20 protein-coding genes and 1 tRNA gene are annotated in these 22,767 nt (G+C 69.9%); 5 read left to right on the top strand and 16 right to left on the bottom strand.

Going from position 1 to position 22,767, the window contains the following annotated elements:
* Positions 1-30: 30 nt before the first annotated feature.
* From U7230_RS07300 to U7230_RS07265, 8 genes are all read right to left on the bottom strand, one after another.
* Positions 31-438: a secondary thiamine-phosphate synthase enzyme YjbQ gene (locus U7230_RS07300; RefSeq protein ID WP_324718061.1), complete on the bottom strand. Its 408-nt coding sequence runs from the start codon at positions 436-438 to the stop codon at positions 31-33.
* Positions 439-468: 30 nt separating this feature from the next.
* Positions 469-1,686: a hypothetical protein gene (locus U7230_RS07295; protein WP_324718060.1), complete on the bottom strand. Its 1,218-nt coding sequence runs from the start codon at positions 1,684-1,686 to the stop codon at positions 469-471.
* Positions 1,687-1,765: 79 nt separating this feature from the next.
* Complete coding sequence (locus U7230_RS07290) at positions 1,766-2,188, bottom strand: hypothetical protein (protein WP_324718059.1); 423 nt, start codon at positions 2,186-2,188, stop codon at positions 1,766-1,768.
* Positions 2,189-2,309: 121 nt separating this feature from the next.
* Positions 2,310-3,302, bottom strand: coding sequence for a ferritin-like domain-containing protein (locus U7230_RS07285; RefSeq protein ID WP_324718058.1), 993 nt, complete (start codon positions 3,300-3,302; stop codon positions 2,310-2,312).
* A gap of 141 nt (positions 3,303-3,443) precedes the next feature.
* Positions 3,444-4,667 (bottom strand): hypothetical protein, encoded by a 1,224-nt coding sequence (locus U7230_RS07280; RefSeq protein ID WP_324718057.1) that lies wholly within the window; start codon positions 4,665-4,667, stop codon positions 3,444-3,446.
* A gap of 161 nt (positions 4,668-4,828) precedes the next feature.
* Complete coding sequence (locus U7230_RS07275) at positions 4,829-6,049, bottom strand: Ger(x)C family spore germination protein (protein WP_324718056.1); 1,221 nt, start codon at positions 6,047-6,049, stop codon at positions 4,829-4,831.
* Positions 6,046-7,170 (bottom strand): hypothetical protein, encoded by a 1,125-nt coding sequence (locus tag U7230_RS07270; RefSeq protein ID WP_324718055.1) that lies wholly within the window; start codon positions 7,168-7,170, stop codon positions 6,046-6,048. The genes U7230_RS07275 and U7230_RS07270 overlap by 4 nt, the downstream gene beginning before the upstream one ends.
* Positions 7,167-8,744 (bottom strand): spore germination protein, encoded by a 1,578-nt coding sequence (locus U7230_RS07265; protein ID WP_324718054.1) that lies wholly within the window; start codon positions 8,742-8,744, stop codon positions 7,167-7,169. Before U7230_RS07265 ends, U7230_RS07270 begins: the two co-directional genes overlap by 4 nt.
* Positions 8,745-8,921: 177 nt before the next feature.
* Here U7230_RS07265 and U7230_RS07260 point away from each other — a divergent pair, with 177 nt between their 5' ends.
* Positions 8,922-9,614 (top strand): hypothetical protein, encoded by a 693-nt coding sequence (locus tag U7230_RS07260; protein WP_324718053.1) that lies wholly within the window; start codon positions 8,922-8,924, stop codon positions 9,612-9,614.
* 67 nt (positions 9,615-9,681) lie between these two features.
* Here U7230_RS07260 and U7230_RS07255 read toward each other — a convergent pair whose 3' ends face one another.
* The 6 genes from U7230_RS07255 to U7230_RS07230 form a co-directional block, all read right to left on the bottom strand.
* Complete coding sequence (locus U7230_RS07255; RefSeq protein ID WP_324718052.1) at positions 9,682-11,436, bottom strand: CocE/NonD family hydrolase; 1,755 nt, start codon at positions 11,434-11,436, stop codon at positions 9,682-9,684.
* Positions 11,433-12,374, bottom strand: coding sequence for a M3 family metallopeptidase (locus U7230_RS07250; RefSeq protein WP_324718051.1), 942 nt, complete (start codon positions 12,372-12,374; stop codon positions 11,433-11,435). The genes U7230_RS07255 and U7230_RS07250 overlap by 4 nt, the downstream gene beginning before the upstream one ends.
* Positions 12,347-14,023, bottom strand: a complete 1,677-nt coding sequence (locus tag U7230_RS07245) for a M3 family oligoendopeptidase (protein ID WP_324718050.1) — start codon at positions 14,021-14,023, stop codon at positions 12,347-12,349. The genes U7230_RS07250 and U7230_RS07245 overlap by 28 nt, the downstream gene beginning before the upstream one ends.
* A gap of 206 nt (positions 14,024-14,229) precedes the next feature.
* Positions 14,230-15,015, bottom strand: coding sequence for a LysM peptidoglycan-binding domain-containing protein (locus tag U7230_RS07240; protein ID WP_324718049.1), 786 nt, complete (start codon positions 15,013-15,015; stop codon positions 14,230-14,232).
* A 252-nt stretch (positions 15,016-15,267) separates the two neighbouring features.
* A tRNA-Val gene (locus U7230_RS07235) sits at positions 15,268-15,344 on the bottom strand.
* Positions 15,322-15,990 carry a methyltransferase domain-containing protein gene (locus U7230_RS07230; RefSeq protein ID WP_324718048.1) on the bottom strand — a complete coding sequence of 223 codons (669 nt, stop codon included), beginning with the start codon at positions 15,988-15,990 and terminating at the stop codon, positions 15,322-15,324. Before U7230_RS07230 ends, U7230_RS07235 begins: the two co-directional genes overlap by 23 nt.
* Positions 15,991-16,436: 446 nt before the next feature.
* On the opposite strand from U7230_RS07230, the gene U7230_RS07225 reads away from it, so the two are divergent.
* Complete coding sequence (locus U7230_RS07225) at positions 16,437-16,793, top strand: YkvA family protein (RefSeq protein WP_324718047.1); 357 nt, start codon at positions 16,437-16,439, stop codon at positions 16,791-16,793.
* A gap of 178 nt (positions 16,794-16,971) precedes the next feature.
* Here U7230_RS07225 and U7230_RS07220 read toward each other — a convergent pair whose 3' ends face one another.
* A complete protein-coding gene (locus tag U7230_RS07220; protein ID WP_324718046.1) occupies positions 16,972-17,202 on the bottom strand; it encodes a helix-turn-helix transcriptional regulator in 231 nt (76 codons plus the stop codon).
* Between the two features lie 12 nt (positions 17,203-17,214).
* A complete protein-coding gene (locus U7230_RS07215; protein WP_324718045.1) occupies positions 17,215-17,853 on the bottom strand; it encodes a hypothetical protein in 639 nt (212 codons plus the stop codon).
* Between the two features lie 420 nt (positions 17,854-18,273).
* Between U7230_RS07215 and U7230_RS07210 the strand changes: the two genes are divergently transcribed.
* The 3 genes from U7230_RS07210 (at position 18,274) to U7230_RS07200 (ending at position 22,730) form a co-directional block, all read left to right on the top strand.
* Positions 18,274-20,409, top strand: a complete 2,136-nt coding sequence (locus U7230_RS07210; RefSeq protein WP_324718044.1) for an alpha/beta fold hydrolase — start codon at positions 18,274-18,276, stop codon at positions 20,407-20,409.
* A gap of 55 nt (positions 20,410-20,464) precedes the next feature.
* Positions 20,465-20,887, top strand: coding sequence for a hypothetical protein (locus U7230_RS07205; protein ID WP_324718043.1), 423 nt, complete (start codon positions 20,465-20,467; stop codon positions 20,885-20,887).
* A 523-nt stretch (positions 20,888-21,410) separates the two neighbouring features.
* Positions 21,411-22,730, top strand: a complete 1,320-nt coding sequence (locus U7230_RS07200; protein WP_324718042.1) for an acetamidase/formamidase family protein — start codon at positions 21,411-21,413, stop codon at positions 22,728-22,730.
* The last annotated feature ends 37 nt before the right edge of the window (positions 22,731-22,767 follow it).

Here is a 22,767-nt window from a genome sequence, read left to right as displayed (position 1 = left end):
GCGCCCGCTCCGGGCGGCAGGCCCCCGGTCTTACTCCAGCACACCCGCGACCCGGACGGATACCTGGCGGCGGCGCGGCCCGTCGAATTCGCAGAGAAAGACGCCCTGCCAGCGCCCGAGGGCCGGCCGGCCGTCCCGGACGGGAAAGCTCACCGAGGCACCGACGAGGCTCGCCTTCACGTGACCGTCCGCGTTGCCCTCGCGGTGGCGGAACCCCGGATTGGCCCGCTCGATCAAGGCGTCCAGGAACCGCATGAGGTCGTCCATCACGTCGGGGTCGGCGTTCTCGTTGATGGTGAGCCCGGCGGTCGTATGGGGGCAATAGACCGTGGCCACGCCGTCGCGCACCCCGGAGCGGGCGATCACCTCGGCGAGTTGCCCGGTGATCTCCACCGCCTCCGTGCGGCGATGGGTCGCCACCGACAGTTCGTACCACATGGCGTCCGCCTCCTGCATGGGTACGTTCTTTCAGCACTCAGGGTACCCTCCCGAGCGCAGCAGCAGCGGGGTGGAGGTGGGCACCTTCAGAAGGGGTGCCAGATCCGCGAGGCGCACCGTCCAGCCTCCTCGCCAGCCGGCGGGCTGAAGCGGGAGCTGCAGGACCTGCCGGTAGCCGGCGTCGGGGTTGGGCTGCTCGTAGTAGACGACGAGTTCGGCCCGGACCGTGGCGCCGGAGACGACCAGGCCGACGATCGTGACGTGGCGGATGTTCTCCAGGAGGCGCCGGGCGAGGGTCGCGTCCCAGCCGGTGACCGTCAGGTGCAGGGCCGCCTCGTCCGATTCCTGGACGGCGGCCAGGGCCCACTGCACGAGCTGGGCGGGAGGCGCTTCGGCGAGGCGTTCGATGAGGCGGCCGCTCGCCTGGTGCACCATGAGCTGGTGGGAGGGGTCGATTCGCCCGGAGGCGTGCACCTGGCTTCCCAGGAAGTGGAGACAAAAGTGGCCGGGAAAGTCGTTGGCGGCGATGAGGCCGTTGCCGTGGGGCATGCCGTTGACGGAGGCCGCGATGCGGCGGTCCTGGATGATGGCTACCACGGGCCGGCGCCGCCAGGTCCACTGGCCGCCGAAGATGCGGTGGAGGACGGCGGTGTCCTGGCGGGTGACGGGTTCGACGTCGGCGTGGCGGTAGCCGCCGTAACGGCGCACCCGCAGCCACAGGCCCGTGCGCAGGTCTTCGATGGTTGCCTCGGCATCGAAGGGGAACATCCGGTCGACTTCGGGCCACGGGAGGGGTTCGCCGAAGAGGTGCTCCGATAGTTCCAGGCCGAGCGCCTGCGTCGCCTGGCGCAACGCCGCGCCGCCGGCCGGGGCGCCCGAGGCGGCGTCGCGGAGCGTGCCGTCGGGCAAGGCGACGAACTCCCGGGCAGAGCCCTGGGGGTAGCGCAGGATGAGCTGCCAGCGGGGGAGGGGACCGCCGAACGAGGCGAAAGCGTCGCCCTCTTCGTCTGCGGCGGGAGGACGGGCAGGCGGCGGCACAGGTGGAGGGCGCGGCACCGGGCGGTCGGGGAGTGCGCGGGCCAGCTGGCGCAGCACGGCCGGGTCGGTGATCTCGAGCTGCCGCTGCCAGCCGGGCCAGGGCACCCGCAGGACGGCCGAGGCGGGGACGTCCCCCCGGATGCCCCGACCCGGCCACCACCCCGAGCGAATCGCGGCGGCCAGGAGCGCGGCCAGCCCCAGGCCCGCCAAGAGCGCGGCCAGCCCAAGGCCGGCCAGGATCCGCTGACGCGGGGGGAAGGCGGGGCGTGCCATGCGCAGGCCAGGGCGGTCAGGCCGCCGGCCGGCAGGCGTACGCGCCCCACCCCCGTGAGGACGGGACGGGCACCGCCACGAACGGGCTGGCGCCCGGCAAGGCGGCGGGCAGAGGGCGCGCGGGCAGCGGCCGGGAAGGCCGGCCTGCCAGGCGCTCTGGGCGGTGGGGCCAGCGCGGCGGGCCCGACCGGTGGGCCGCCCGGACGTCCACCCGGCGCGGGAGGGGACTCGGCGCCACGGGCGCCCGGGAGAACCAGCTCCCGAGCCCCGCATGACGGGCCAGCGCCTTGAAGCTTGCCAGCGCGGCGCGGATGTGGAGGGAGAGGATGGAGGTGCCGGCGATGGCGAAGCGCACGTCCGCTTGCACGAAGAGGCCGCGGTCCAGGGCCTGGCCGACCGCCTTGCCGAGCAGCCCCGCGACCACCCACGGCTCACTCATGAGGGCCTCTCACCTCACTTCGGCCACAGTGTATGCGGCGCCCCTCCCGGGTTGACCGGATGAGACCAGGTGAGGAGCCCGGGGCCAGGGCGCAGCAACGAGGCCCGGCAAGGGAGGAGGCTCAGGACGGCGCCGGGGCCGGGTGAGGCCGGGCCGGGCGGCACCACAGGGCCAGCAGGCAGCCGGCGCAGCGGGTGACCAGGCGGACGGGACCCCGGTACGTGCGTTCGGACGGAGGCCGGCGGGGGCCATCGGAGCCTGCCGCGGGCCGCGCCGGGGAGGTGGGCGGCACCCTCTCGGCGGCGGCGTTGGACAAAGGCTCCCCACCGGTGGCACGGGACGGGGGCGGTGCCGGCGGCTCGCCAGGGCGGCTGGAGGGGAGGCCGAGGCGGTGGGTGCGCTCCTCGATCTCGGAGGCGAAGTCGTCCACGAGGCGGCGGGTGTCGATGCCGAGGACGTCGCCGTCCGGCGCCAGGCGGCGCTGCATGGTGCTGATGAGGCGCAGCAGGTCGTCGCGCATGGAGAGGAGCGCGCGGCGGCGTTCGGGGCCGAGGGCCGGCAGCGCCCGGCGGATGTACTCCTGTGCGAAGGCCTGGTGGCGGCCTTCGTCGACCACGATGCGCTGCGAGAGGCTGCCGAGGATCGTCGAGGGGAAGCGGTCGATGAGGGCGTGGTAGAAGTGGCGGGCAAAGACGTCGCTGATGAGGATGCCCCACGCCCAGTCGAGCTTGTCCCCCTGGCGCAGCCGGTGGTGGTAGCGCAGCATCTCGGGCATCTCCCGGATGCCCACGGGATCGTACCCGAGCTGCCGGTAAAGGCGGGTCATGGCCTCGAAGTGGCGGGCCTCGTCCATCACGAAGCTCGCCAGGTAGATCTGGGCGGACGTCTGGTGGGCGGCGGCCACCTCCTTGAGGGCGGCGGCGCCCCCGAGCATGGCCGTTTGCTCGCCCAGGTAGACCGGGGTGATGATCCGGGCGGCGGCGCGCCGTTGCGGCTCTCCGATGCCCTCCCACGCCTGCCAGTCGAAGTCGTCGGAGTTCCAGTCCATCCGGGAGCCTTTGCGGAACAGATGGAGCAACAGATCGTCGTCGAGGGCAGGCAGTATCTGGATCACGGCCGCGCCTCCTGTTAGCAATAGCCATTACCTTATTTTTGTAACCGTTGTGTTACACCGTCCTCCATGGAAGGATATGGTTGTCCGTGGCCGCAGGAGGAACGGCCCGGACAGGCCGCTCCTCCTGCAACACCCCCGGCGTCAGAACGAGGCCTGCACGAACGCCATGGCGCCGGAGATGGAGATGTCCTGGGTGCGGGGCTTGAAGGTGTAGTCCCGGTAGCTCAGCTCCGGCGAGACAGGGACGTTGCGGTGGAGCGAGTAGAAGACGCCGGCGCCCACGCTGACCGGCCCGAGGGGGTAGCGCAGCGTGCCGTGGAGCTGGGTGACCGGGATGGTGGCGGGCACCTGCTGGCGGAACGGGACGTCGCCGTGGAGGACGACGTTGCGATCGAACGTGCCGTCCTGGTTGTCGTCGAACCACTGGTCGTCTATGTCCACGAAGCGGCTGGCCAGCGCGAACTGCCCCGAGGCCCATCCCTGAGACGCCGAGGCTTCCACGTACGTACCGCCGAGGCGGCCCTGCAGCCGGAGACCCATGGACGGGCCAAGCGCCGTTCCGGTGCTGGATGCTGTCTGATCGAGCGACACGTTGTTGCGGAGATAATAGTCGGGGCTGGGCTCCGGGTCTATTCGACCGTTGTCGTTGGCATCTACCGGCGATTCCGCCACTCCGGCCCATCGCCGGTCGAACCGGTGATCAAGGTGGAAGACGGCCACGCCGCCTTCGGCCGCCACCTGCAGGTTGCCGCCGTTGAAGAGCAGGGCTCGAGCGCCCAGGGTGCCGGAGGCCAGCTGGATCGCCCCATCCGCATGCCAGTCGATGGGGGACCAGCCGCTCGGATGAGTTACGTTGATCAGTCCGAACGCGCGCTGGTCGGGCAGCCGCCAGTTGCCTTCCCACAGGAACACGCTGTTGGCGTAATCGGTCGTGGCGGTGTCTGCGGGGGCTTCGAAACGCCGGGTGGCGGAGTCGTGCCAGCCGAGGAACAAGCCCTCGGCTGCGACCGAAAGGCGGGAGCTGATCCCCACGGACGCTCCGAGACGCGGCACGAGGGTCGGTCCCGGGCGAAACCACCGGGGGGTGATTTGCGCAGAGTACGTGAGGTTCTGGCCTTCTGTGGTCACGGTCTCCAGGACTTCATCGAGGATGTGGAGGTCCGCCCCGCTCAGCGCACCGTACATCGGGGCGACCCACACCGTCCACCCCTCCTGGGCGCCGGCAGGCGCTGCCAGGGCCGTGACCGCGACGGCCACCGCCGCCGCCACCACCACGAAGCCCGACGCCCAACGCCCAACGACCAACGACCACCGACGCAACGACCACCGACGCAACGGGGACGGGGCAAAGAGTCGGACCACCATGTCGCAGCTTTCCCTTCCTCCCTGGGAGATTGGCATCGAGACCGGGATCGAGCTCAGGAGTGCCCGACGTCAGCACTTCGCCCGCGGGCCGGGCGCTGCGACGGTAGGTGAGCCCTCTGAGAGCCGTCAACGTATGGAGACCGAGGTACGGAGCGGGCACATTACCAGATCATGCCTGGTGAACGGATGGTCGCCTCCACCTGCACGGCGAACCGCAGCGACGGGAAACGCCGGACGTACTCGCTCGGCGGGAAGCAGCGCCCGCAGGCCGTCCACACCTGGAGGCCCAATCCCGTCGGATCGACGGCCCGGCGCTGCAGGCGCTCGAGCGTCGCGGTCAGGCGACGGCGCACCGTTTCGGCGATGGCGCGTTGGGCGGCGCCGCGGGTCGACGGGTCGCGCAAGTCCGGGCGAATCCCCCCGGAGAGTTCCCCGACCTGGGCCGTGAGGCGGATCGAGATCCGTACCGCCAGGGCGCCTACCGCCTCCACCCGCATGCTGGAGCGGGTCAACCAGAGGGCGAGCTTCGCCGGCCGGGCTGGGGGCCCGGAGGAGGCGGACGCCGGAATGGTCACGGTGAGGCCGCGGGTCTCGTCCGGTTTGACGCCCTGGCGGAGAAGGGTCAGGGACCAGGCGTCCTCGGGCCCGAGGATGCCGGCCAGCCGGTCGCCCCGGAAGACCCCGATGCCCACCACCCGGCCGCTCTTCGGGTCGACTGCCGGCAGCGCCAGGGCGCGCAGGGGGTCGTAGAGCGTGCGGTACGCCTCGAAGGCGGGCACTTCCAACCACCGGGTCCCGACCGACGTCTTGGTCAGGAGTTTGAGGAAGTAGTCCCCCGGGCTCGACGTGCCCTGCTTGGGCGTGGCCAGCGCCTGCTCGGCCGTCCCCGTGGCGGTGATGAGGACCGGAGGGGAGGGCGGCACCCGGGGTTCTCGCGTGATGAAGTCGAGCACCGGCCGGACCCCCTGCCGGGCGAGGTCGTGACCCAGCAGGATGACCTGGGTGTGGTCGGGCTCGAGCACCCGGTCGATGCGGCCGGTGATGGAGTCCATGGCGTCGAGCGGGCTCGGGCCGGCTTCGGACAACACCAGGAAGCCCTGGGCTCCCTGGGGCGATGGGCCTCCCCCTCCGCCGCCCGCCCCCGGGCCGCCTCCACCCCCGCGCACGCCGCCAGGAGTGCCCTGCGGGGGAGGGTTGCCCAGGTGGAACGAGACCCGAACACCCCGCGGGTCGGCGTCGAAACCCATCGCCGTCACGTGGAACCGCTGGTCGATGTCGGTGTAGTCCCAGCAGCCCGCGCTGACGAGCGCGAGCCAGGCGAGGGCGCACCCGAGGGCGACCCGGCGAAGGGGGGTGCCCCGGGCGCCGCGCCGAACCTTCATCCGGCCTTCGCCTCGCCCGACGCCGGGCCAGGGCCGGGCGATCGCCGGGAGCCCTCTCGTCCGAGCAGGGGGCCTGCCCAGCGGGCCACGAGCCAGCTCAACGAGGCCAGGCCCAGGAGCAAGCCCGCCAGCGGCCCCAGCTCGAGCCGGGCGAACTCGGTGAGGGGGATGAACGCCACGGCCACCAGCCAGGCCGCCACGACGGCGCGCATGGTAGGCAACGGCCTGCCCCAGGCCGCCTGAAGGGCGCCGGCGGCGGCGTGGGCCATCAGGGCGCCGTACATCTGCAAGCCGACCATCCAGCCCGGGCCCGAGAGGTAGATGGCTCGAGGGTTGCCCAGGCCCGGTACCGTCGTGACGGCCAGGGTCGCGAAGAAGGGATCTCGGATGGTCCGCACCACCGCCGGCCCGAAGTAGGCGACGGGGACCGCCGTGTGAAGGGCCACGACGAGGGTGGTGACGACCATGGCCACCGTCGACCAGCGCGGCAGCGCCGGTAGTCGCCCCGCGCGGGGCCCCTGGCTCCACACCCATGCCAGGGCAAGAGGCAGGGAGAAGAGGATGAGGGCTCCGAGGGCCGCCCGGGGGCTGCGGGCGAAGTGTGCCACCGACTCCATGGTCAGCCGGACGACCGACGACCAATCCCCCCGCCGGACATAGTTGATGCTCGTGAAGACGAGCAGCGGCACGAGCAACCACCCCCACAGCTGCGCCGTCCAGGCGGTCACCTGCGGCGGGAGGAGCAGCGAGTACAGGAGGGGCAGCGTCGTGAGCAGCCGAAGCGCCCAAATGGGCGTGAGCTCCAGCACCGTGTCGTGCAGGATGGCGGACATGTGGGCGATGCTCAGGAGCAAGGTCAGGCCCAGCGACAGGGCCGAAAGGAGGCCGCTCACCAACACGAGGCCCCGCACCGGCCCCGGCGACGGCGCGGCCCGCAGGGGCGTCGCGGGCGCCGGACCGGTCGTCCACGCGGCCAGCAGCCACAACGTAGCGATGGCGAGCCCCACGAGGGCGGCTACCCAGCTGGCCGGCCCCATCCAGGCGATCAGGCGATCCGGCAGGAAAAGGGAAGCTCCCAGGCCTGCCACGGTCGCCCAGGCCGCCAGCTGGCCCTCGCTCATGGGGTGACCTCACCGGACGCGGGCCGGGTGGGCGCGGCGTCGAAGGGCGGGACCTGTGGCCGGTACCGCCCCGGGTGCAGGATCTCCCAGCGCCTCCGCAGCAGGGTATCCCGCAGGACGGCGATCCCCTCGAACGGCGCCATGGGGTACAGGTACGGCTCGTCCAGCGACCGGAGCGATGCCATCCACATCGTCATCAGCACGAACGCGACGAAGAGCCCCGGGAGCCCCATCAATCCGGCGGCCAGCATCATCGGCCACTTCATCACCCGCACGGCGTAGAGGATTTCGACGTTGGGCAGGGCGAACGACGTAATGGCCGACACTGCGACGACGATAATCATCAGGTTGGAGATGAGGGAGGCCTGTGCGGCCGCCTGGCCGATGATGAGGCCGCCCACGACGGTGGCCGCCGAGCCGATGGCGCGGGGCAAGCGGACGCTCGCCTCGACCAGGATGGTCATCATGAGCTCCATGATGAGCGCTTCCATCCAGGCGGGGTAAGGGACGCCCTGACGGCTGGCCGACACGGCCATGGCGAGCCGGGTCGGCAGGACTCCGGGGTTGAAGCCGACCAGCCCGATGTAAAACGGCGTGGCGACCAGGGCGAGCAGGAAGCCCACCATCCGGGTGAGCCGCAACGCCAGGGCCACCTCCGGCGGCTGGTAGTAGTCCTCGGCCGAGGTCAGCATCATGAAGAACGTGCTCGGGGCCACCAGCGCGAAGGGGGAGCGGTCGACGAAGATGGCGATCCGCCCCTCCCGCAAGGCGGCCGCCACGCGGTCGACGCGCTCTGTTTGGAAGAAGAGCGGCAAGACCCGCATGGTCGTCCGCCCCACCAACTCGGAGACGGTCTGGATGTCGACCGGCCCCAGGATGTCGTGCAACCTGCCGAGCAGGATGCGGCCGCGCTCTACCCGCTCCGGAGGGGTGCGGCCTTCCATCCAGACCATGGCCACCGAGATCCCGGGCTCCTTGCCGCAGCTGAAGAGCTGGACCCGCAGGTTGGGCGTGGGGAAGGTGACGCGCAGCAGGGCGAGGTTCTTGCGAAGTTCCTCCACGAAGCCGGTGCGAGGCCCCTTGGTGACGACCTCGCTCGGGGGTTCGTCGACGGCGCGGCCGGGCCAGTCGGGAAGTTCGATGCCCGCGGCCTGAGGCCAGCCATCGCCGAGCACCATGACCCACCCGTGGATGAGCCGGGTGGCAGCGTCGGGCACGGTGGAAACGAGGCGGACGTGTGCGGCCGCGATGACGCCGAGCAGCCCGTCGGGGCGGTCGAGGGCGCCCGGTGGGCCTTCGAGCAGCGGCAGGACGACGGCCCGTTCCAGGCGAGCCACGTTGACCAGGTTATCGAGGTACAGGACGAGCAGGGTGCGCGACGATCGGCCGGGCCCGGGCGACAGGGGCAAGAGGCGCCGCTGCAGGTCTCCCGGCCGGCCCAGGTGGCGGGCGATGGCCTCGGCGTCGGCCTGGGCATTGCCCGTGAAGTCGGTGACGGGTCCCGGCGAGGGCGGGCTGCCCGGTTTGACCCGAGGGCGCCGGTGACCCAGGAACCACGTGCGCGGTGCTCGCATCGCCGGCAAGCAGTCTGCCCTGCCGCCTACCAGATTATGCCCGTGATTACCAGCGCTGTCCTTCGGGCGGCCGCGGGTCGATCCGGGGAACGAGGCGGGCCAGCAAACGGGCGGCGCCTGCGAACGTATCATGGTGAGACCCATAGCCTGTAGGGCCTCAGGGAGGGGAGAGGGACCATGGAGGAGGTTGGCCGGGTGTGCGTGGCCTGGAGACGCTGGCAGCTTGCCATCGCGCTGGCGGGCATCGCGCTGGCGGCCGTCGCCGTGCAGGCGGGGCCGGCCGCCGCTTCGGCGAGGGTGAGTGTGACCCTGACCTCGGAGGAGCGGGACGCGGCGCGGACGTTGCTCTTGGGGTCGGTGAGCGCCTATTTCGGGCTCGGCGATGACGTGATGGTGGAGCTCGAGAAGGAAGAGCCGAGGCCCATCGGCCTGTTGACCGCCATTTACGTGGCCGCGGAGGAGAAGCTTCCCGTGCGGCGGGTCCTCACCATCCAGAAGGCCCGCGGATGGGGATGGGTGCACGGGCAGGGCCACGGCAAGGGGCCCAAGTGGAAGGCCAAGGAGAAGACGGTGGTCGTGGTCGACGACGCGAGCGTCGAGCGGGAGGCGTTTGTCCGGTTTGTCTACGAATATTACGCCGTGCCGCGGACCCAGGTCGTCGTGTGGCTCGACCAGGGCCTGAGCCCCGACGACGTCATCCTCGCCATCCACGTGGCGAAACGTGCCCACGTGAGCGTGGAGCGGGTCGTGGCCCTCCGCACGCAAGGCCTCGGGTGGCGGGTCATCGCCGCCCGTTACCACGTGCCGTGGGTGTGGTACCCCATCGAGCCGCGCGCCCGTTTCTCGGCCAGCATCACGATTGACTTCTGAAGCGCGCGGCGGGCTTTGGACGTGGCTGCGGGCACCGGGAGGTTCCCGCTGGATCTCCACGGTACCTCTAGGGCCCGTCGCCGGTTCGCGGGATGACCGGCAGGATCACGCACGACGGGCGCGCGGCGTCGTGGTAGACGGTCTGGTGGGCAACGACGCCCTCGGTCTCCGTCACCATGTCCCCGCCCGTGTTGAGGTTGCGGTCGTACTTGGGAAAGGCGCTGGATGCGATCTCCAGGCGGATGCGGTGGCCCTTCCGGAAGACGATCGACGTGTTCCAGAGATCGATGGTGAACCGGTAGACCTGCCCCGGCTCCATGAAGACCTGCCGCTCCATCCCCTCCCGGTAACGAGCCCGCACGATGCCGTCGCACAAGCGCTGGGCGAACCCGTGCGGCCACACGTCGAGGAGCTTGGCCGTAAAGTCCGTGTCTCGGGCCGACGACGAGGCGTACAGCTCCACCGAGACCGGGCCGGTGACCTCCAGGTCTTCCTCCAGCGGCGGCGTGGTGTAGACCAGGACGTCGTCGCGGCGCTCGATGGCCGAGTAGTCGTCGGGGCCGCCGATCTGGCTCGACGTAGGCTCGGTGATGAACGGTACCGGGTGGGCCGGATCGTAGTCGTAATGATCCGGGGGTTCGCCCGGGCCGGGGAGAACGGGGGAGAGGAGGCCATCCCCGAAGCGGCTGTTGGCGTGGCCGCCGCTTCGCAGGTAGTAGCGAGTCCAGACCGTGCGCGCCAGGGGCCACTCGCCCTCGTCGCGCCAGGTGTTGGCGCCCATCACGAAGATCCGGACCGGCGGCTCGTCCATGATGCCGGTGTCGATACCCTTGAGCCAGTAGTCCAACCAGCGCAGCTGGTAAGCGCGCAAGTCGATGACGGCCGACGGCCCGAAGTCGACGTCGCCCAGGCGGCTGGTGCGGTTGACCTGGTGGCCCCAGGGGCCCATGAGGAGCTTCTGGGAGCGGCGGGCGCGTTCGGTGCGAGCGTGGCGGGTCATGCCGGCGAAGTTGAGAGGGGTGCCGATCTGTTCGTCGTCGTACCAGCCGGAGATGTGCAGCACCGGCACGTCGATGTCGTGAAAGCGGTGCTGGTAGCGAAGGGGTTGCCAGTACGCGTCGAGGGTCGGGTGGGCCAGGTCTTCGCGCCACGAGGGGATGGTGCGGCCGAGCGCCTGCTCGTCCATCGTCGCCAGGGGGAGGTGCCGGTACACCTTCATCCAGTCGACGCTGTCGACGTTTTGCATCACGCGGCCGCTGGTCATGTGCGCCCAGCACAGGTGCATGGGGCTCGGGACGCCGGTCGGCACCTCGACGAACGGATCCGACGGGGTCACGAGCACCACCATGCACTTCAGGTGAGGCGGGCGCAGGAGCGCCGTCAGCCACTGGATGCGGCCGAGGTACGAGCCCCCCAGGGTGCCCACGTTACCGTCGCACCAGGGCTGGGCGGCCACCCACTCGATCGCGTCGTAGCCGTCCACGCCGTCGTGGCGGTACGGCACGAAGACTCCCTCGGAGTCTCCCCTCCCCCGCACGTCCATCCAAACCACGGCGTAGCCCCGGGACGCGAAGTAGGTAGCCAGCTCGTGCTGCTCTTTCGACACCTTCAGGTACGGCGTGCGCAAAAGGATGGCGGGGAAGCGATTCGCAGCAGCACCGGCATCGCCCGTCTCTCCGGCCGTTGCGGTGGCGGGCGCAGGCCCGGCGGGCCGGTAGACGTCCGCGGAGAGCGTGATCCCGTCCCGCATGGGGACCCGCACGTCGTATTCGACCCGCACCTCGTACTCGGGCCGGCGGTCGCTCATCGTGACACCCATCATCGGCCACGCTCCTCGGGCGGCATGCCGTCTGCGGTGAGGCGCAGGAAGTCGTCGAGCGGAGCGACGGCGGCCGCACACGCCTCGTCCCAGAAGGCCCGGCGGGTCAGGTCGGCGCCCAGGTGACGCCGGGCGAGCTCCTCGACGGTCATGCGCCCGGTGTCGCGCAGTAGGGCCGCGTAGGTCGAGGCGAAGCGGCTCCCTTCGGAACGGGCCCGGGCGTACACGCCATGGCTGAACAGGAAGCCGAAGGTGTACGGGAAGTTGTAGAACGGATGGCCCGTCAGGTAGAAGTGCAGCTTGGACGCCCAGAAGTGCGGGTGATAGCTGCTCAGGGCGTGGCGGTACGCCTCCTTCTGCGCCTGCTCCATCAGGGCGTTGAGGCGGGCGACGCTCACCTGCCCCTGCTCCCTCTCCCGGTAGAACGCTGTCTCGAAGAGGAAACGGGCCCGGATGTTCATGAGGTAGTCCGTGGCGGCGGAGAGGCGGCGGTCGAGGAGCGCGATGCGCTCGTGGGGCGACTCCGCCTGCCGGATGGCGCCTTCGGAGACGACGAGTTCGGCGAAGGTCGAGGCGGTTTCGGCCAGGCTCATGGGGTAGTGCTGGACGAGGGGCGGAAGGTCCTCGACTACCGAGTGGTGGAAGGCGTGGCCCAGTTCGTGGGCCAGGGTCTCCACGTTGGCCGGCATCCCGGCGAACGTCATGAAGATCCGGGACTGGCGAGCGATGGGGAAGCTCGTGCAAAAGCCGCCGGCCCGCTTGCCCGGCCGATCCTCCGCCTCGATCCAGCGCCCCTCGAACGCACGCCGGGCCAGGCGCGCCATGTCGGGGGAAAAGCTCTCGAACTGCTCGGTCACGAAGGCGGCCGCCTCGTCGAAGCCCCAGCGGCGCTCGTGGACGGCCAGGGGAGCGCTCACGTCGTGCCAGGCCGGCGCATCCACGCCGAGAAGGCGAGACTTGCGGCGTCGGAACGGGCCCGGGCGTACACGCCATGGCTGAACAGGAAGCCGAAGGTGTACGGGAAGTTGTAGAACGGATGGCCCGTCAGGTAGAAGTGCAGCTTGGACGCCCAGAAGTGCGGGTGATAGCTGCTCAGGGCGTGGCGGTACGCCTCCTTCTGCGCCTGCTCCATCAGGGCGTTGAGGCGGGCGACGCTCACCTGCCCCTGCTCCCTCTCCCGGTAGAACGCTGTCTCGAAGAGGAAACGGGCCCGGATGTTCATGAGGTAGTCCGTGGCGGCGGAGAGGCGGCGGTCGAGGAGCGCGATGCGCTCGTGGGGCGACTCCGCCTGCCGGATGGCGCCTTCGGAGACGACGAGTTCGGCGAAGGTCGAGGCGGTTTCGGCCAGGCTCATGGGGTAGTGCTGGACGAGGGGCGGAAGGTCCTCGACTACCGAGTGGTGGAAGGCGTGGCCCAGTTCGTGGGCCAGGGTCTCCACGTTGGCCGGCATCCCGGCGAACGTCATGAAGATCCGGGACTGGCGAGCGATGGGGAAGCTCGTGCAAAAGCCGCCGGCCCGCTTGCCCGGCCGATCCTCCGCCTCGATCCAGCGCCCCTCGAACGCACGCCGGGCCAGGCGCGCCATGTCGGGGGAAAAGCTCTCGAACTGCTCGGTCACGAAGGCGGCCGCCTCGTCGAAGCCCCAGCGGCGCTCGTGGACGGCCAGGGGAGCGCTCACGTCGTGCCAGGCCGGCGCATCCACGCCGAGAAGGCGAGACTTGCGGCGCAGGTAAGGCTCCAGGCGGGCAGCGGCCGTTTCCACCGCCTCCCACATCGCGTCGAGGGTGGCCCGGGAGAGGCGGTTGCGGCGCAGGGGCTCGTAGAGCACGTCGTGCCACCCGCGGCGGCGGTAGAGGCTCAACCGGAAGCCAGCGAGGTGGTTGAGGATGGCCGCGAGGAGAGGCGCTTCGGCCGCCCATGCCTGCTCCCAGCGGGCAAAGACGGCCTCCCTGACCGGGCGTGAAGGGCTCTCGAGACGGTTGGCCGCCTGGGGCACCGACAGGTATTCGGTTTGCCCGTCCTGCTCCACGGGGATGCGCATGCGCCCCTCGACGAGGTCGTAGAGGCGGCCCCACGCGTGGTACCCGTCCACCGCGAGGTCGCAGGCGAGGGCCTCCTGGTCGGGCGGGAGCTTCGCCCGGGCGAGCTCCCGGCGCTCGCCAAGCGGGAAGGCGACGGCGTCCAGCGGCGGGTCGGCGAGCAGCGCACGCCAGGTAGGATCGGGGATGGCGAGCAGCTTGGGGTCGAGCCGCGCCTCTGCCGCCTGCAGCGTCGCCGCCACCTGATGCACGCGGCCCTCGAGGATGCGGGCCTGCTCGTCCGCGACGTCCTGGGCGGTCAAGCAGGCCACGAAAGCATCGGCTTCCTCGACCCGCTCGACGATGTCTTGCAGGGCTGCGACGAGTTCGCGCCATGGCCCGAAAGCCTCCGGTCCAGAAGGAACCTCCATCCCGTCGACGCGCCGCCCCAACTCTGCCACGTCTCGTTGGAGGGCGGCGAGAAACTCGTGGAAGGTGGGAGACGCGCTTGCGCCCGGGAAAATGGCGTCGAGGTCCCACCGGATGGTGCTGTGCGCCGGCGTACCCGTCACGCCGTACGGCCTCCTCCCTGGTCCGGCCTTGGATGGTAGGCCGAGGGGCACGAACCCTGCCCGGCCCGTTCGAAGCCTGCCCGGCCCATTATAGACGAGGAACGGCCCGGCGATGGCAGGCCGGCAGCCGGGGATCGCCGTCCGAGGTGGAAGGATGGGGGCGCGGGCTCCGATGAACCCGCGCCCGGTGCGGCGAGTCCGCGCGGTCAGCCGGGTATGCAGAGCTGCTGGCCCGGGAAGATGAGGCTGGGATCGGGGATCTGCGGGTTACAGGCGATCAGCGCGTTGAGGGAGACGCCGAAACGCTGGGCGATGAAGAACATGGTATCGCCCGGCTGGACGGTGTAGATCCCGCCGCGGCAGCCGGGGCCGCACTGCGTGGGGGGCGGCCCTCCGGGTATGCAGAGTTGCTGGCCCGGGAAGATGAGGCTGGGATCGGGGATCTGCGGGTTACAGGCGATGAGCGCGTTGAGGGAGACGCCGAGGCGCTGGGCGATGAGGAACATGGTGTCGCCCGGCTGGACGGTGTAGACCCCGCCCTGGCACCCCGGACCGCAGAAGGGCGGCGGGGGCGCCACTCCCGGCAGGCAGAGCTGCTGGCCCGGAAAGATGAGGCTGGGGTTGGGGATCTGCGGGTTGCAGGCGATGAGCGCGTTGAGGGAGACGCCGAAGCGCTGGGCGATGAGGAACATGGTGTCGCCCGGCTGCACGGTGTAGACCCCGCCCTGGCACCCCGGACCGCAGAAGGGCGGCGGAGGCGCCACTCCCGGTAGGCAGAGCCGCTGGCCCGGGAAGATGCGGCTCGGGTCGGGGATCTGAGGGTTACAGGCGATGAGTGCGTTGAGGGACACGCCGAAGCGCTGGGCGATGAGGAACATGGTGTCACCGGGTTGGACGGTGTAAACCCCGCCATGACATCCGGGACGACAGAAGGGCCTGTCCGGACAGCCAGAGCCGGTGGACTGCACGCTCTGGCTTTGAGAATTGTTCACGTGCCGATGCCCTCCTTTGCGCACGTCGGGTCCGACTACGGCACGCTATGCGGTCTGCACGCGGCGGGTCGTAGGAGCAGACTCCCGATGGAGGCGAGAGCAAGGCGCGCAACGAGGATGCACTCTCCGGAGCGGGGTGCGGGCGACTCTTCGGGCGATGGGCCGTACAACGGCAGCACGCCGGCCCGCTCGCGGGGCGGGACCAACAAAAAACGCCCGCTCACGACGCCGGTCGTGGTGGGCTTCTCGAAGTGGTGGGCGAGACAGGACTTGAACCTGTGACCTCTACGATGTCAACGTAGCGCTCTAACCACCTGAGCTACTCGCCCGCCGCCCCTCAGCATACGGCCCGGCCGTGCCCCTGTCAAGGAGACGGGTCGTGCCACCAGAGGTCGCGCCACGGTCGAGAGAAGCCTGGCGGAGGCCTAGCCACGTGGTCTGGGGTGTGGCGGCGACCCAGCGGTCGAACAGGGGCCGGTGGGTTTCCGAGCGGGACGCTACGCCTGCCACCGTGTGGGGATCGAGCGGGTGGCCCTGGAACCCGACCAGAGTCACCGGGAACCCCTCGAGGAGCAGCCAGAAAGCGTCCGGAGTGAAACGCCAGTAGTCGTACGGGTGTTCGTGGATGGGGAAATCAAAGACCGATACCAGAAGCAATATTCCATCTGCCGCCAGGATCCGTCGCATTTCCCGCACGGCCTGAATGGGATTGGCCACATGCTCGAGGGTATCGATGCACAAGACCGTGCCGGCATAGCCGTCGGGGAAGGTCAGATGGTGTACGTCCTCGAGCCGGTCGACGCCCGGGCCCGGCCGCATGTCGCAGCCGATATACTGGCGCCCCGGGAAATATGGCCGGAGGTCTGCAAACCCCACCTGACCGGGCACCTGGAGGGAACCGATCTCGACCACGGGCTCCCTCGACGGGAAGACAGCTGTAAAGGCCTTGACCATGTCCTTGCACAGTTCCCGCATGGCCGTCACCTTTCCCGCGATATGCGGGATGAGCGGTACCGGTGCGCGGCTTTCGGACCAGACGGGCCGGAAGCCAAACGACAGGGGTTTGCCATCCACGGCGAGAGGCCGGGACGATGACCTTGCCGTAAGGCTACCGCAAGCGTGGAGCTGGCGGTCGGAATCGAACCGGCGAGTCGAGGTTTTGCAGGCCGGCCCAGGGGGTGTGGCAGCGAACAGGAGTGAACCGGCGGCGCACCGAAACCGTGCTCGGTGGTGCTCAGAAGGCCGGAAGTCGCCGGTGCAATGGCGGCGGCTGAAGGAGACGACAGGAAGGCACACAGCAAGAGCCGTCAGGTTCCCTCAGGGCTGCAGGGGGTTGCCGGGCGATGCGAACGTCAGCGGGGCAAGAGCGCCGGAACTCACCCGCACCGGCTGTAGCGTGGAGGAGCTCGTGGACTCGGCGCGTGGGACAGTTGATACGGGAGACGGCGGCGCTTTTCCTGGCGTACCGGGATCCCCGGGTCCCCTGGTACGCGAAGGCCTGGGCGGCGCTGGTGCTCGCCTACGCGCTCAGCCCCATCGACCTCATCCCCGATCCGATTCCTGTGCTCGGGCAACTGGACGATCTCCTCCTCGTTCCCGTCGGCGTGCTGATTGCCCTGCGGCTGATCCCCCCGGCGGTCATGGCAGAGGCCAGGGAGAAGGCGGCAAAAGGAGTCGTCCTGCCGGCCAGCCGGGCAGGCGGTGTCATCGTCGTCGTGCTGTGGGTAGTCACCGCGCTGCTGGTGGCATGGGCTGCATTCCGTGCGCACCTTTCGTGACGGAAACAGGATCGAGGGCATTACCCGGGTTCTACCACGGGGCCCCGGCGGGCGCGGGCCGAAGCGCCGGTGGCCAGAGCCAGCCCGGCAAGGCGGGAGGGGCACCGCCGGCCGGCCGGGCGAATGCGGTCGGCGTCCCGATCCCGCAGGTCCGGATGGCCCCGGGTCCGCGGATGCTCTACGGCCCTTGCTGTGTGCCTTCCTGAGGGTCGGGGTCTACGTCGAAGAGAAACACCTCCTCGATGGGCAGTTGAAACACTCGGGCCAGCCGGAACGCGAGATGGACGGAGGGGTCGAAGCGGCCGTTTTCCACCGCGTTGATGGTCTGGCGGGACACTCCCACCTTGCGGCCGAGCTCTTGCTGCGTGAGGCCGTGGGCCAGCCGGAGTTCGCGCACCCGGTTCTTCACGGTGGCCTTCCCTCACAGCTTGCGGGAGTAATGGGCAAAGGCAAGCCCTGCCGTGAGCAGGTAGACCGAGACCAAACCGGTCAGTGCCGGGTCGTCGTGGCCGGTCGCCGTGGAAAACACGAACATCCCCAGCAGGGCCGCTCCCGTGACGACGGAAGTGACGTATCCGACCTTGTCCAGGATCCGCTCGGACCGTTCGTCCCGGGATGGGTCTGCCTCGGGTTGGCCGAGGTCGGTCGTGAGGTACAAGAGCCCGAGGCCCCCCAGGATGGCGATGGCAATCCAGGCGGCCGCGAGCCAGCTTGGCGGCAGCAGCCCGCGCCACGCGAGGAGGACCAGGAGCGCGCTCGACCCGAGCAAGACGAAGCCCCGGCGGACATCGGGGAGCGGCCGGCCGCCTTCATCCCGCCACTTCCGGCGCCACCATGAGGGCGGCGATGGCTCCTCTCCGGCCAGCTCCGCCTCTCGGGTCTCCAGGACCGACACGTAGAGCAGCGCACCCACATGTACCGTCAGCACCAGCAGCAGGAGCCCTCCCTCCCAGACCGGCCGCAGTCCTGCCGCGAGGCCGTAGACGAGCAGGAAGAGGTCCGCGGCGCCGGCAAGGGCAAGGAGCGTGACGAACCACCGGCTTCGCCTCCCGATGTGCATGGCGGCCCACCTCGTTCCCGGGAAATGTAAAGCATACTTTACACCCATGGTATGCCGGCCTGCCCGGGCGGTCAAGTGCCACTTGGTGCGATCCTCTTGCCTGTTTACCCGGTTGCAGAGGCTCGGTAACACGGTGTAAACGGTGCTAAGATAGAGACAATCCCCGTGTGGTGTCGAAGCGCCGTCAAGGAGGTGCGTATGCTTCCCGGGGCTTTTCGGGCGTTGTGGTGGACGGTTGGTACAGGGCTGGTCCTGGGGTGCGCGTGGGCCTCGGCTGCGTCGGCGGGGGGGACGCAGGGTTTCGCGGCGAGCGGACAGGGGGCAGAGGTCCGGCGAGCGGCGCTCGAGCTGGAGTTCGCCGGTTTTCGAAGCCGAGGGGAGCTGCTGTTGCCGCCCACCGGGGAGGGGCCTTTTCCCGCAGTGGTCCTGATCGGGGGCTCCGGGCCGCAGGACATGGACGCGACGATCTTCAGCCCCTGGGAGTACGGACCCCAAGGTCCCGTCCTGCTCTCTCACATCTTCAAGGACGCGGCCGACCACTTGGCCGGCTGCGGCGTGGCCTCGGTACGCTACAACAAGCGCTACGTGGCGGGCCCCGGCCAGTTCGACACCCAACGGTTCGAGGGCCTGACGCTGGGGCAGATGCTCGAGGACGCCGAAGCGGTGCTCAACGCCGCCCGGGCTCACCCGCTGGTCGACCCCCACCGCATCTTCGTCTACGGCTGGAGCGAAGGCAGCACCGTTGCCACCGCCCTGGCCGCCAGGCACCCCGAGCTCGCCGGCCTCATCCTGCAGGCGCCGGTGGTGGGGGCCTGGAGGGACGTGTTCGTCTGGCAAGCGGTCGAGGTCGGCCTGCCGTACCTGAAGTCGTTTGCGGTATCCGGGCGTATCACCGGGGAATCGCTGCAACGCGCTTTCGCCGGCGATGGGGGGCTGGCCGCGAAACTGGCGGCCAGCTTTGCCGTGGACCCGAGCTTCTTCACCACGCAGACGCCCGCCGTCCACCGCTTCCTGGATACCGACGGCGACGGGGCACTGGCGCTGGACACCGAGCTGACGCCCGCACGCTTCGAGCAGGCCATCGACGCGGCGCTCGGCAATGGCTTTCTCGCCATGTACGCGCCGGATCGGGCGTTGCCCCCGGTGATGGAGCAGGCGTCGCGCTTGAGGATGCCGGTCCTGATTCTCCAGGGCGAACGGGACGCCAGCGTGCCGCCGGCGCAAGCCAGGATTCTGGCCGAGGCGCTGCGAGCGCAGGGCAACGCGGACGTGACGCTGAAGTGGTATCCGGAGCTCGGCCATTCGCTCGGGAAGACCCCGAGCACGGTACAGGACGATTTCCAGCCCATCGACGCAGCGCCGCTCCAGGACGTGTGCGCATGGGTGAGCGCCGTGGCCGCTCGTCCCGCGCCGGCACGGCAGGCGGCTTCCGAGGGCCTCACCCAGAACCCCACCCCGCAGGCGGCGCTGGAGCGGTTGTTCCGGCAGCGGCCGGTGCAGGCGGAGTGGTTTGCTCCGGGCTTCTTGGCCGTGCTCCCTGTGTCCCAGATCGAGGCCATCGTGGACGAGCTCGTTCGCAACTTCGGCCAGCTGCAGGAGGTGCGTCGGGAGGCGGGCAAGTGGTTGGTCGTCCTGGAACGCGGCGAGCTTCCGACGCACGTTCAGCTCGACGCGCAAGGCCGGTTCGAGGAACTGATGTTCGAGCCGCCTCGCAGCCGGGAGGCCATCGGGCTGGATCGGGCTGTGGCCGAGATGGACCGATTGGCGGGCAAGGTCAGCCTGATCGTGGTCGAAGACGGGCGGGAGCGGGCGGCCCTGCGCCCGGACCAACCGATGGGAGTGGCATCGGCGTTCAAGCTGGCGGTGCTGGCCGCGCTCCGAGAGCAGGTCGAGGCGGGCCGGTGGTCGTGGGATACCGTCGTCCGGCTTCGGCCGGAGTGGAGGAGCCTGCCGTCCGGATTCCTGCAGACCTGGCCCGGCGGGGCGCCGCTCACGTTGTACTCGCTGGCGGCCCTCATGGTCTCCCAGAGCGACAACACAGCGGCGGACGCCCTGCTGGCGCTGGTCGGCCGGGAGGCCGTCGAGGCCATCTCTCCCCGGAACCGGCCGTTTCTGAGCACCCGGGAGATGTTCATCCTGAAGGCCCGCGGCAACGAAGCGCTGCGGGCACGCTTTCGCTCGGCGGACGAAGGCGGGCGGTACCGGCTCGTCGAGGAGATGGCCGGGATGCCCCTCCCGTCGGAGGATGCCTTCGGGCCGGAGCCGACCGCGCTGGACATCGAGTGGTTCTTCACGACCCGGGAGCTGTGCGCGCTCATGGACCGAGTGCGGGATCTGCCCTTCATGGGTATCAACCCTGGCGTGGCTCGGGCTGAGCAGTGGGCGCAGGTAGCCTTCAAGGGCGGGTCAGAGCCGGGCGTGCTTAACCTCACCACGGCGCTGGTGAGCAAAGACGGCCGGCACCTGTGCGTCAGTGCCACTTGGAACTCGCCGGACAAGCTGGCCGACCAGCAGTTCATGAGCTTGTATTCCGGGCTTCTCGAGGCGCTGAAGTGAGGCTCGGCCCCGGTTGCAGGCGGACCGCGGCTCGCGCGGGGAAGGGTGGGGAGCGATGTCGGCGAGTCACGTGGCGAAGGCGCTCATCCCCCAGATTGTTCTGCTCGCCTACTTTCAGATCGTCGAGTGGGTCCCGCTGTTTCCGTGGAACGACCTCGCGGGCGGAAACCCACAGGGAGGCCTCGACATTGCCGTCGGCGCGGTTCAGACCGCGTTGATCGCGGGGACTGCGAGCGGAAACAGGCAGGCCCTTCATGTCGCCCAGGCGTTCTACGGCACCTGGCTGGCGCTTCAGGTCGTGAACTGGTGGGTCCCTTACTTCTTCGGGGCCGGCGATGCGGCCATGGAGAGCTATGCACGGCAGTTCGGACGCACGCACAAGTTCCTCCCGCCCATCGCCGACCACCCCGTCCCGGACTCGAACCACGTCGTGCTCCACGCCCTGCTGGTCTGGACCTTGGTCGAGCTTGCCCCCTAGCCCGTGGCTGTGCAGCCCGGCGAGCCGGGCTAGCATGAGATCCAAGGGCCATCGGCAGAGGAGGCGCCGGCGAGACCCTGCGCGGGGTGGGTGACGGCGGGCTGCCGGGGGGCTGCCACGGGCGAACGGGCGGCGGGACCGGCTTTGCCAGGCCCTCAGATAGGAGGGCCGGCACAGCTGGCCGGGACGAGGTGCCTTGCCCCTCGGACTTGTACTCGGATAGAATACACTCGAGGTCAACCGTCATGAGCCTTCACGTTCGCCTCAGCCCCTCCCTGGCCGCGATCGCAGGACAGCCCGTCCTTCGCTTGCAGGACGTGGAAGCAGGTCTTACTGCCCTCGGGCTGCGTACGCTTGTGGCCCGCCGATTCCCCGAACTGGCCCCGCACCTGCCAAGCGCCCTCGTCGTGGCTGATGGAAGGGTGCTGGGCCGCGACGAACCGATTTTGGACGCCTGTGAGATCGCTTTGCTAACGCCCGCCGCCGGCGGGCGTTAGACGCCAGGAAGGGGAGGTGCATCGCGATGGGCATTGAGGTAGGTGAGCGCACGGCGAGCCGCACCGTGCTGGTTTCCACCTTCACCAACGGCATTCTGGATCCCGGGGCCCCCATGCTCGGGCCGGTGCAGGACGGCGGCACCATCATCGCCAACACGGCCCCGGGATGTTGGGGCCCCATGATTACGCCCCGTCTTCGCGGCGGCCACGAGGTGACCCAGCCCGTCTACGTAGAGGGCGCCGAGCCAGGCGACGCGGTGGCCATCCGGATCCGTGACATCACGGTAACCTCTATGGCAACCGCCTCCGGTCACGACGTCTGGGTGGAGGGTCACTACCTCGGCGATCCCTACGTGGCCGCCCGTTGTCCCCGCTGCGGCACCCTTTACCCGGAGACGCGGGTGGAAGGCATCGGCCAGCAGGCCGTGCGGTGTGCCCGGTGCGGGACGCCAGTCACCCCCTTTCAGATCGAGCACGGCTACACGGTGGTGTTCGACGAGCCCCGAACGGTGGGAGTGACTGTGCCCCAGGAGGCGGCCGAGCGCATCGCTCGTGAAGCGGCACGCTATGCGGCGCTCCCGGACCACTCGGTGCAGCATCCCATCCTGCTCTTCGCACCGCACGACTTGGTGGGCGTGGCAGTGCGTCTACGGCCGTTCTTGGGACAGCTGGGGACGACGCCCGCCATCCGGATGCCGGACTCGCACAACGCCGGCGACTTCGGCTCCGCGCTCGTCAACGCGCCCCACGAGTACGCGCTGACCGTCGAGCAACTCGAGCTTCGCACCGACGGGCACATGGACGTCGACGCCGTCCGACCCGGCGCGCTGCTCCTGGCGCCGGTCAAGGTGCCAGGGGCGGGCATCTACGTGGGCGACATGCACGCCCTGCAAGGCGACGGGGAAATCGCCGGCCACACCATGGACGTCTCCGGGTCCGTCACCCTCCAGGTCGAGGTGCTGAAGGGGCGATCGTTGGAAGGCCCCGTGCTCTTCCCGCTGGTCGAGGATTTGCCGCCGCTGGCACGTCCGCTATCCGACGCCGAAAAGGCGCGGGCCCGCGAGCTCGCCCGGCGCTGGGGCCTGCAGGACGTCGAAGCATCGGCTCCCATCTCCGTCATCGGGACGGGGCCGGATCTCAACAGTGCGACCCAGGTGGGGCTGCGGCGGGCTGCCACGCTCCTGGGCATGAGCACGGGCGAGGTGCTCAACCGCGCCACCATCACCGGGGCCATCGAAATCGGGCGACACCCGGGCGTGGTGCAGGTGACGTTTCTCGCACCTTTGGCGAACCTGGAGCGGGCAGGGCTGCTCCCCTTCGTGAAAGAGCAGTACGGAATCGGCTGAACGGCAGCAGGGGCTTCGGCCCCTGCTGCGGGCGCTC

Origin of the sequence: Limnochorda sp. L945t (assembly GCF_035593305.1) — a bacterium.
GTDB classification, from domain to species: Bacteria; Bacillota; Limnochordia; order Limnochordales; family Geochordaceae; genus Carboxydichorda; species Carboxydichorda subterranea.
Note: the sequence above shows the minus strand (reverse complement) of the source record. Positions and strands in the feature narration are given on the sequence as shown.